The sequence below is a fragment of the Cellulomonas sp. P4_B5_2 genome (genome assembly GCF_056402235.1).
Genome location: NZ_JBFUHU010000169.1, coordinates 1 through 8,125, shown reverse-complemented (window position 1 = coordinate 8,125; position 8,125 = coordinate 1). Strand labels below are relative to the sequence as shown.

The window sequence follows — 8,125 nt, the reverse complement described above, 5'->3', positions numbered from 1 at the left end:
CGGGTGGCCTGCCGGTGACGCCGCTGGTGCTCGGCGTGGTCGTCGCGGTGGCGGTCGGTGCCGCGACGAGCCCGTGGCGGTGGAGCCGGACCCGGCTGGCGTCGAGGACTCCCCGACGCGCGCCCCGGGCGGCGGAGCACGCCGCCCCGCTGGACGCGGTGCTGCTGCTCGACCTGGTCGACGTCGCGATCGGCACCGGGGCCTCCGTGCCGCGTGCCCTCGGCGCGGTCGGCGCCGCCGTCGGCGGGGACCGGGGCGACGCCCTGACGCGCGGTTCGACTGCCCTCCTGCTCGGGGCGTCGTGGGAGTCGGCGTGGTCGGGCTCGCCCGTCGACGACCTCGTCGGTGTGCTCGAGCCCAGCTGGAGCACGGGGTCCGCGCCCGGTCCTGCGCTGCGCGGCCGGGCTGACCAGCGTCGGCGGGACCGGCGCGCTCGCACCGCGGCCGCCGCGGGTTCGCTGGGCGTGCAGCTCGTCCTCCCGCTCGGGCTCTGCTTCCTGCCGGCGTTCGTCCTGCTCGGCCTGGTGCCGCTGCTCCTGAGCCTGGCCGGGGACCTGCTCGGCTGACGGCCGCGGCGCACCTCCTCGTCGACGCGTCCACAACCCATCGGGTCGGAGTCGACGTCCACGGATCAGCAACCGGCCGCCCCGCAGCCGCCGGGCGGCGCCGAGGCTGGCGTGGCGCCGCACAGCTCGCGGCGCTCCCGGAGAGGAGAGGTCATGACCGACGACACCACCACCGCCACGAGGCCCCCGCACCCGCACGACGAGGACGACCCGACGCCCGGGGGTGCAGCAGTGGGGCCGGTCCCCGCGCCGGTGATCGACGGGTGCGGGGCTCCGCCGCCGGCGGACCTGATCGCGTCGGTGCGCCGGCCGGCGGTGCTCCCGCGCTCGGTCGTCGCCTGGCACGCCCGCGGCCGGCACGCTCGCGCGGAGCTGGCCGAGGCCGGGATGGCGACCGCCGAGTACGCGATCGCGACGCTCGCGGCCGTCGGCTTCGCGGGTCTGCTCGTGGTCATCCTCAAGGGGAACGAGGTGAAGGGCCTGCTGATGGGCATCATCCGGCAGGCGCTGTCGCTGTGACGTCCGCGGGCCAGCGCGACCGGGGGAGCGTCACGGCCGAGCTCGCGGTCGGGCTGCCCGCGGTCGTCGTCCTGCTGGTCGCACTGCTCACGGTCGCCTCGGCGGCGGTCGAGCAGACCCGGTGCACCGACGCGGCACGCGCAGGTGCCCGCTCGGCGGCGCTCGGGGAGCCCGATGGGAACGTTGTGGCGACCGCGCGGCGGCTCGCCGGTGACGGTGCCGCGGTGGCGGTGAGCCGGTCGGAGGGCTGGGTGACGGTGACGGTCTCGGACGCGGTCGGGTCCTGGCAGGGCACACCGCTGCGGGCGCACGCGACCGCGGTCTCGCGTGCCGAACCGTGACGCGGCCACGCACTCACCCGGAGCGGAGAACGTGCCTCGCGCCGGCCCTGGCTCGTGTGCACCGAACTGTGAGGCTGCCACGCAGGTGGCTGGCGTCGGCGGTGCCCCGTGCGCGCCGAGGCGGTGACCGCGGGTCGGGGACGGTCCTGCTGCTGGCGCTCGTCGCGGTGCTGCTGGTCGTGGCGGCCCTGCTCGGACTGCTGGCCGCCGCGCAGCTGGCCCGGGGGCGTGCACAGACCGCCGCGGACCTGGGTGCGCTCGCGGGTGCGACGCAGCTGCTGGCAGGCGGGACCGTCGACCCGTGCGCGGTGGCCGGTCAGGCGGTGCGCCGGAACGGGGGGACGCTCGCTGCATGCACCGACGACGGGCAGGGCGTGCTGACCGTGGGTGTCGTCGTGCGGTCCGCGACCGGGACCGCCTCCGCCTGGGCTCGCGCTGGTCCGGCGTCCGCCCGGTCGTGACGGATCACGGCCGTCTCGGCGGGAACGGGTCGGCGCGGCGACCCAAGGCCGCCGTCAGAGGGGAGTGGCGACCCAGGGCCGCCATCAGAGGGAGTGGCGACCTGGGCGGTGCGACTCGCCGTCAGGCCGCCGGGGCGTGGGAGAGGACCACGTCGAGCAGCCGGACCGCCGCGGCCTTGTCCAGGGGGTTGTTGGCGTTGCCGCACTTCGGCGACTGCACGCAGGCGGGGCAGCCGGTGAGGCACCGGCAGGCGGCGATCGCGTCGCGCGTGGCCCGCAGCCAGGTCGCGCCGAGCGTGAAGCCGCGCTCCGCGAAGCCGGCACCGCCGGGGTAGGCGTCGTGCACGAACACGGTGGCGTGCTCGGTGTCCACGTGCAGCGCGGTCGACAGGCCGCCGAGGTCCCACCGGTCGCACGTCGCGAGCAGGGGCAGGAGGCCGATCGACGCGTGCTCGGCGGCGTGCAGGGCGCCGGGCGTGGCCTCCACGGTGACGCCGGCCGCCAAGAGCACCTCCGCGGGGGCCGTCCACCAGACGGCGGTGGTGCGCAGCGTGCGGGCGGGCAGGTCCAGCTCTTCGGTGCCGAGCACCTGCAGGTCGGGGATCCGCTTGCGCTGGTAGCCGAGCACCTGGGTGGTCACGTCGACCGACCCGAACCCCCAGGTCACGGGACCCCAGGGCACCTCGGCGTCGACCGACTGGATCTCGGTCGTCGTGACCCAGCGCGCCCAGGTGCCGTAGTCCACGTCGCGACGGGTCACCAGGGCGATGCCGTCCTCGAGCTGGAGCTCGTCGACGACGAACGTGGCGCCCTGGTGCACGTAGACCGCGCCGTCGTGCACGGTGGAGTCCGCGGAGGCGGCGTCGACCGTGCCCAGCAGCCGCCCGGTGACCGACTCGACCACGCGGACGGGGTCACCGCCGGACCCGCGCAGGTCGGTGAGGCGGCTGGCCGGCTCGTTGTGCGTCCAGTACCACCCGGACGGCCGGCGGCGCAGGGTCCCGCGCTCGACCAGCTCGCCCAGCAGGTCGGCGGTGCGCGGCCCGAACAGGTCCAGCTCCTCGGTGCGCAGGGGCAGCTCGGCCGCGGCGGCGCACAGGTGCGGGGCCAGGACGTAGGGATTGGTGGTGTCGAAGACCGTGGCCTCGACCGGGGTGTCGAAGATCGCCTCGGCGTGGTGCACCAGGAACGTGTCCAGGGGGTCCTCGCGGGCCACCAGGACCACCAGCCCGTCCGTGCCGGCGCGCCCCGCGCGTCCCGCCTGCTGCCAGAGCGACACCCGGGTGCCCGGCCAGCCGGCGATGAGCACGGCGTCGAGCCCCGAGATGTCGACGCCGAGCTCGAGGGCGTTCGTCGTCGCCAGTGCGCGCAGCGCGCCCGACCGGATGGCGGACTCGAGCGCGCGCCGCTCCTCGGGCAGGTAGCCGCCGCGGTACGCGGACACCGACGCCGCCAGCGTGGGGTCGATCTCCAGCAGGTGGGCGCGGGTGGTGGCCGCCACCGACTCGGCTCCCCGGCGCGAGCGGGTGAACGCCAGAGAGCGCGCCCCGGCGGCGGTGAGGTCGGCGAGCAGGTCCGCGATCTCCGCGGTCGCGGTCCGCCGCGGACGGTCGGACTGCTCCGCGACGATCCGGTCTCCGGTGCCGAGGGGGCCGGACCCCTCGCCCGGCGCGGGGTTGCCGATGCCGGGGAGGACGGCGGAGAGCAGCTCCGACAGCACGACCGGCTCCGCACCACCCGGACCAGATGGGACGGCTAAGGGATCCATGGCGCTGTCCGTGGTCCTCCCGGGTGACGCGGGCGACCCGTCCCCCCAGACGTCGTCGGGCGCTGGGACGCTCAGGTCGTCCGGCCCGCGGGTCACGTGCCGGGGCAGCGCCAGCGGCGTTGCCCACGGGTCGTCCTCCGGCAGCAGCGCGGACCACGGGGCCTCCGTGCCGGGCAGCTCCGGCGGCTGCCACAGGACGAACGTCTTGCGGCCGGCGGGGGAGGCGTCGTCGGTCACGGCGGTGACCTCGGACGGGTCCACGCCGATGAGCCGTGCGGCGCTCGCGGCCGGGTCGGAGGTGGTCGCGGACGCCAGCAGGAAGGTCGGCGTCGCGCCGTAGGAGGCGGCGAGCCGGCGCAGCCGTCGCAGGACCAGCCCGACGTGTGCGCCGAAGACGCCACGGAACGCGTGGCACTCGTCGACCACCACGTACCGCAGCGACCCGAGCAGGCGCGCCCACCGGCGGTGCTGGGGGAGCAGGGCGAAGTGCAGGAAGTCGGGGTTGGTGAGCACGACGTCGGCGTGCTCCTGCACCCAGCGGCGCTCCTCCAGCGAGGTGTCGCCGTCACAGGTGGCCACCCGGAGGTCGCGGGTGCGCGCGGCRACGAGCAGCCGGTCGAGCGCGGCGAGCTGGTCGGCGGCCAGGGCCTTGGTCGGGCAGAGGTAGAGCGTGGTCGCGCGGCGGGTCACCGACTCGATGCGGCCCGGGTCGAGCAGGGAGCCCGCGGCGGCGGACCGGGCCGTCGACAGGGCGGGCAGCCAGAACGCGAGGGACTTGCCCGAGCCGGTCGACGTGGCCAGGACCGTGTGCCGGCCGGACCATGCGGCGTCGGCCGCCTCGGCCTGGTGCAGCCAGGGCCGGTCCACCCCGAGCGAGCGGTAGCCGTGGACCAGGTCGGCGTCGGCCCAGGACGGCCAGTCCGCCTGCACACCCGGGCGGGACGGGAGGTGCCGCACGTGCGTCATGCGGTCGGTGCGGCGTCCCGCGGCGAGCAGCACGTCGAGCAGCTCACCGGGTTCCACCACCTCACCATCCTCGCACCGGGCGCAGGTCGGGCAGGATCGGGGGCATGGCGGCGCGGATCGACCTCAACTGCGACCTCGGCGAGGAGCTCGATGCCTGGGAGGCGGGTGTCGACGGCCTCGACGCGCTCCTGCTCGACGTGGTGACCAGCGCGAACGTCGCGTGCGGCTTCCACGCGGGCGACGAGCGGATCATGGCCGCCGTCTGCCGGGCGGCGGCCGCGCGCGGGGTCGCGGTCGGTGCGCACGTGTCCTACCTGGACCGCGAGAACTTCGGCCGCCGCTTCGTGGACGTGCCGGCCGAGGTGCTGCTGGAGCAGGTGTCGGAGCAGGTCGAGCTGCTGCGGGCGATCGCACGTCGCGAAGGGACGCGCGTGGCCTACGTCAAGCCGCACGGCGCGCTCTACAACGCGGTCGTCCACCACGAGGAGCACGCCCGGTCGGTCGTCGAGGCGCTCGGGGACCTGCCGGTGCTGGGCCTGCCCGGGTCCGCGGTCCTGGACATCGCCGCCCGGGCCGGTCGACGCGCGGTCGCGGAGGCCTTCGCGGACCGCGGCTACCGCGCGGACGGGACGCTGGTGCCTCGGTCCGAGCCGGGGGCGCTGGTGACCGACGCCGACGAGGTCGCCGCCCGGGTGGTCCGGCTGGCGCAGGACGGGGTGGTGCGCGCGGTCGACGGGTCGGACGTGCGGGTGGTCGCGGAGTCGGTGTGCGTGCACTCCGACACCCCCGGGGCCGCCGTGCTGGCGCGGAGGGTCAGGGCGGAGCTGCGGGCCAACGGGGTGACGGTCGCACCGTTCGCCGGATGAGCACCCAACGAATCGGGCCCCCCGTCCGTCATGGTCGATGTCGGGCCGATCGACCGACGCACCTCGAGCACTGAGAGCGGGCGCCGCGCGTGGACTGGCAGGACGTGCTGGAGGAGCTGGTCCGTGAGCGCGGACCGGCGCTGCTGCGGTACGGCTACCTGCTGACCGGGGACGCTGCGGACGCCCAGGAGCTGGTGCAGGACGCCCTCGTGTCGGTGCTCGCCCGCAAGGCCACGCTCCGGGTGCCCGCAGCGGTGGAGGGCTACGTCCGCCAGACGATGCTCTCGTCCTACATCGACGGGTACCGCCGCCGGCGGAGATGGCTGAGCGTCCGGCACCTGCTGGCGTCGCCGGAGGTCGCCGACGACCCCCGGCACGGCGTCGACACGCGGCGGGACGTCGTCGCCGCGCTGGCCGGGCTGCCTCCGCGCGTCCGCGCGTGCGTGGTGCTCCGCTACTTCGAGGACCTCACGGTCGCGGAGATCGCCGACCGGCTGCAGATCTCCGACGGCGCCGTGAAGCGCTACCTCAGCGACGGCGTGCACGGGCTCGAGCGCGTGCTCGGCCCGGTCGCCCCCGACGCACCCTCCGAGTCCCACCTGATCGCCACCAGGAGCACCCGATGAGCCTCGACCTGTCCTCCGCGCTGCGCGAGGCCGCCGACCACGCCCCGCTGGGCACGCTCGAGCCGTCGGTGCTCGGTCGCCGGATCCGCCGCCGTCGCGTGACGCGCACCGCGGCACGGACCGCCGGCGGCGTCGGACTGGCGGGCGTGCTCGCTGTCACGGCGACGCAGGCGCCCGGCCTGCTCGACCGGTACTCGCGGGCGGTGCCCGGTCACGCGGAGGCGACGGGTCTTCCCGCCGACCAGGTGGCGGTCAGCCTGCCGGGCGCCGACCCGGACGCGGCACCGGGCACCTGCGGCTGGACCGTGCACGCACCCATCACCGCCTCGCCCTACGAGCTGGGCGTGGCGCTCGGGAGCTACCCGCAGCAGACCTTCTCGTCGATGCCGGTGTACGTCTCGCTGCGGATCACCGAGGCCGTGGCGGAGCCGAGCGCCGTTCGGCTGGTGGCGGCTCGCGACGGCGTCGTCGTGGCAGCGGCGCTCGACACGATCATGTGGGGATCGGACCGGCTCGGTCCGTCGTCGGTCTCGGGCGGAGACTTCCTGAGCCTCCTGTCCTGCGGCGGTCCGGACGGGGGCAAGGCGCTGCCGGACGGCGACTACGAGGTGTACGCGGTCTCCGCCGATCCCGACAGCGGCACTGTGGTCGCGCTCAGCCCGGCTGAGCCGCTGGTCGTCGCCGGCAACGCCCGGGAGCCGTGGTGCGGCGCCGACGAGTCGGTGGTCCCCGGCAGCGACGGGCCGGTCGACCTCTCGGGTTCCGTCACCGCCGACGGGGCCGTGGACCTCCGGGTGACGTGGTCAGGAGCGGGGGAGGCGCAGCTGCTCGACCAGCGGATCCTGCTCGTCGACGAGGCGACCCGGCGGATCGTCGCAGACTCTCGCGCTCCCGCCGACGAGGAGTCCCGGGTGGGGGCCACGCTCGCGCGCGGCGAGCCGGCTGCGTTCTCCGTGTCGGACGGCCCGGACGGTTGCGGCGACGGTCCGCCGCCGTCGGGGACCTATCGCGCGGTCGCCGTCGTGACCGTCGCGCCGCCCGCCGCGACGGAGCTGACGACGAACGCGGTCGCGGTGACGGAGCTGGTCGGGACCGTCATCGTCCCGTAGGTCCGGCAAGATCGGGCGCATGACCGACGCGCGCGGGCCGCGGGTGCTCCCCTACGGGGACGACGCCGTCCTGGTCGAGCTCGCGGATCTCGCCGAGGTCCGGGCGCTGGACGACGCGGTGCGCGCCGCACGGACCACCGACGCGGACGCGGCAGCGATCGTGGACCAGGTGCCGGCAGCACGCACGCTCCTGCTGCGGGTCCGCGACGGCGCCGACCCCGGGAGCCTGCCGGTCGAGCGCTGGTGGGCCGGGCGCTCCGAGACCGCGAAGGAGACGGCGATCGTCGAGGTCGTCCTCGACGTGGTCTACGACGGCGCCGACCTTGCCGACGTCGCACGACTGACGGGCCTGACGGTCGAGGACGTGGTCGCGCGGCACACCGGCGTGCGGTACACCGTGGCGTTCGGCGGGTTCATGCCGGGCTTCGCGTACCTGGTCGGGCTCGACCCGCTGCTGCGGGTGCCACGGCTGGACAGCCCGCGCGAGCGCGTCCCGGCCGGCTCGGTGGCCATCGCCGACGAGTTCAGCGCGGTGTACCCGGCCGCGACCCCCGGCGGGTGGCGGTTGCTGGGCCGGTGCGAGGTCGAGCTGTTCGACGTGGCGCGCGAGATCCCGGCCCTGCTGCAGCCCGGCACGCGCGTGCGGTTCGTGGCGTCATGACGAGTGCGCTGGAGGTCGTCGAGCCGGGACTGCTCACGCTCGTCGAGGACCTGGGGCGGCCCGGCTGGGCGCACATCGGCGTCGGCCGGTCCGGGGCGGCCGACGCGGGCGCGCTGCGGCTGGCCAACCGGCTCGTCGCCAACGACGAGGGTGCAGCCGGGCTCGAGGTCCTGCTGGGTGGGCTGCGGGTGCGCGCCCGCGGGGACCTGACCGTGGCGCTGACCGGCGGGCGCGGGCCCCCG

9 protein-coding genes and 1 pseudogene are annotated in these 8,125 nt (G+C 76.1%); 9 read left to right on the top strand and 1 reads right to left on the bottom strand.

Going from position 1 to position 8,125, the window contains the following annotated elements; translation table 11 throughout:
• The 4 genes from AC1DUQ_RS13085 to AC1DUQ_RS13070 all read left to right on the top strand — a co-directional run.
• The coding region (locus AC1DUQ_RS13085; protein ID WP_477073920.1) for a type II secretion system F family protein at window positions 1-566 on the top strand (566 nt) is incomplete at its 5' end.
• 153 nt (window positions 567-719) lie between these two features.
• Window positions 720-1,085, top strand: a complete 366-nt coding sequence (locus AC1DUQ_RS13080) for a DUF4244 domain-containing protein (protein ID WP_477061228.1) — start codon at window positions 720-722, stop codon at window positions 1,083-1,085.
• A complete protein-coding gene (locus AC1DUQ_RS13075) occupies window positions 1,082-1,426 on the top strand; it encodes a TadE family type IV pilus minor pilin (RefSeq protein WP_477061229.1) in 345 nt (114 codons plus the stop codon). The genes AC1DUQ_RS13080 and AC1DUQ_RS13075 overlap by 4 nt, the downstream gene beginning before the upstream one ends.
• A 101-nt stretch (window positions 1,427-1,527) precedes the next feature.
• The gene (locus tag AC1DUQ_RS13070) at window positions 1,528-1,887 is read left to right on the top strand and encodes an Rv3654c family TadE-like protein (protein WP_477061230.1); all 360 of its coding nucleotides are present in this window, start codon (window positions 1,528-1,530) and stop codon (window positions 1,885-1,887) included.
• Between the two features lie 121 nt (window positions 1,888-2,008).
• Here AC1DUQ_RS13070 and AC1DUQ_RS13065 read toward each other — a convergent pair whose 3' ends face one another.
• Entirely contained in the window at window positions 2,009-4,621 is a 2,613-nt protein-coding gene (locus tag AC1DUQ_RS13065; RefSeq protein ID WP_477061629.1) for a DEAD/DEAH box helicase, read from the bottom strand.
• Between the two features lie 104 nt (window positions 4,622-4,725).
• Between AC1DUQ_RS13065 and AC1DUQ_RS13060 the strand changes: the two genes are divergently transcribed.
• From AC1DUQ_RS13060 to AC1DUQ_RS13040, 5 genes and pseudogenes are all read left to right on the top strand, one after another.
• On the top strand, window positions 4,726-5,487 hold the full coding sequence (locus AC1DUQ_RS13060; RefSeq protein WP_477061231.1) for a LamB/YcsF family protein: 762 nt from the start codon (window positions 4,726-4,728) through the stop codon (window positions 5,485-5,487).
• An 89-nt stretch (window positions 5,488-5,576) separates the two neighbouring features.
• A complete protein-coding gene (locus AC1DUQ_RS13055) occupies window positions 5,577-6,113 on the top strand; it encodes a sigma-70 family RNA polymerase sigma factor (protein WP_477061232.1) in 537 nt (178 codons plus the stop codon).
• Window positions 6,110-7,222, top strand: coding sequence for a hypothetical protein (locus AC1DUQ_RS13050; protein ID WP_477061233.1), 1,113 nt, complete (start codon window positions 6,110-6,112; stop codon window positions 7,220-7,222). Before AC1DUQ_RS13055 ends, AC1DUQ_RS13050 begins: the two co-directional genes overlap by 4 nt.
• 19 nt (window positions 7,223-7,241) lie before the next feature.
• The gene (locus AC1DUQ_RS13045; RefSeq protein WP_477061234.1) at window positions 7,242-7,883 is read left to right on the top strand and encodes a 5-oxoprolinase subunit B family protein; all 642 of its coding nucleotides are present in this window, start codon (window positions 7,242-7,244) and stop codon (window positions 7,881-7,883) included.
• Window positions 7,880-8,125 (top strand): annotated as a pseudogene (locus AC1DUQ_RS13040) (allophanate hydrolase subunit 2 family protein); the annotation flags it as partial. The gene AC1DUQ_RS13045 and the pseudogene AC1DUQ_RS13040, both read left to right, overlap by 4 nt.